The 1,482-nt window shown below is 50.6% G+C and carries 1 protein-coding gene; it reads left to right on the top strand.

Annotation, left to right across the window (positions count from 1 at the left end; genetic code table 11):
• Positions 1-16 precede the first annotated feature (16 nt).
• On the top strand, positions 17-1,482 hold a 1,466-nt coding region (locus C3K47_RS19350; RefSeq protein WP_449441369.1), incomplete at its 3' end, for a tandem-95 repeat protein.

The following is a 1,482-nucleotide window of genomic DNA, read 5'->3' as shown; positions in this document are numbered from 1 at the left end:
ACCCGGCACTGGAACACTGACGCTGCAAGCCGATGGATCTTTCAGCTACCAGCCTGCAGCAAATTATAACGGCAGCGACAGTTTTGAAATTCAGGTGTCAGATGGTCATGGAGGCACGGTTTCGCAGCTCATTAACATTACTATTAGTCCGGTAAACGATGCGCCGGCAGCCGCTGATCATAGCTATACAATGGATGAAGATGGCGGCACGCAAACAGGCAATGTGCTGACGGATGCACCGGCTGCCAGCGATATAGATGGAGATGTACTTACAGCAGTATTAATAAACGATCTGCCTCCGGAGGCAGGAACCTTACTATTGAATGCCGACGGCAGCTTTAGCTTTATCCCGGCAGCTGACTTTAGTGGTACGGTTAGCTTTAGTTATCAGGCCTGTGATAATGGTCAGCCTCAATTGTGCAGCGAGGAGCAATCTGTGACCATCACCGTAAGTCCGGTGAATGATGCCCCTGTAGCTACCTCACCGGTACAGTATGAAATCAATGAAGATACGCCGGTTGAAGATCAGTTGGTCGCCAGCGATGCCGACGGAGATGTACTCACGTTCAGTAAAGCCTCCGATCCGGGCAATGGAACGGTTACGGTTGCTGCCGATGGTTCATTTACGTATGTGCCTGCAGCCAATTACCATGGCGATGATTCCTTTACGGCCAGGGTGAGCGATGGCAATGGTGGCAGCGTTGTTATTTCAGTGAATATAACCGTAATGCCGGTTAATGATGCTCCAACAGCAGTGAGTCCGATATCCATTGCTACGGATGAAAATGTAGTCTTCAATGGCCAGCTAACCGCTGATGATGCCGATGGTGAAGTGTTGACTTTTACTTTGGAGACCCAGTCTGCGCACGGCACGGTTGTGCTGGGTAACACCAGCCATAGCGGTACCACCAGTACCCTTGAATATACCTACACTCCGGCGGGAGGTTATAATAAGGATGATCATTTCCAGGTGCAGATCAAAGATGCCGCCGGGGCCACCACGCTGATCCATGTGCATGTTTTGGTGAACCCGGTGAACGATGCGCCGGTAATAGAAACCGCCGGTCCGTTTACAATCGATGAAGACACCCAGCTTACGGGCGTGTTTAAAGCGACGGATGTAGATGGAGATCCGTTAACCTTCAGCGTGCAGACAGCACCCGGCAATGGAACACTGACGCTGCAAGCCGATGGATCCTTCAGCTACCTTCCTTTAANTTATAACGGCAGCGACAGTTTTGAAATTCAGGTGTCAGATGGTCATGGAGGCACGGTTTCTCAGCTCATTAACATTACTATTAGTCCGGTAAACGATGCGCCGGCAGCCGCTGATCATAGCTATGCAATGGATGAAGATGGCGGCACGCAAACAGGCAATGTGCTGACGGATGCACCGGCTGCCAGCGATATAGATGGAGATGTACTTACAGCGGTATTAATAAACGATCTGCCTCCGGAGGCAGGAACCTTACTATTGAATGC

This window comes from Solitalea longa, assembly GCF_002920915.1.
Lineage (GTDB): Bacteria > Bacteroidota > Bacteroidia > Sphingobacteriales > Sphingobacteriaceae > Solitalea > Solitalea longa.
Note: the sequence above shows the minus strand (reverse complement) of the source record. Positions and strands in the feature narration are given on the sequence as shown.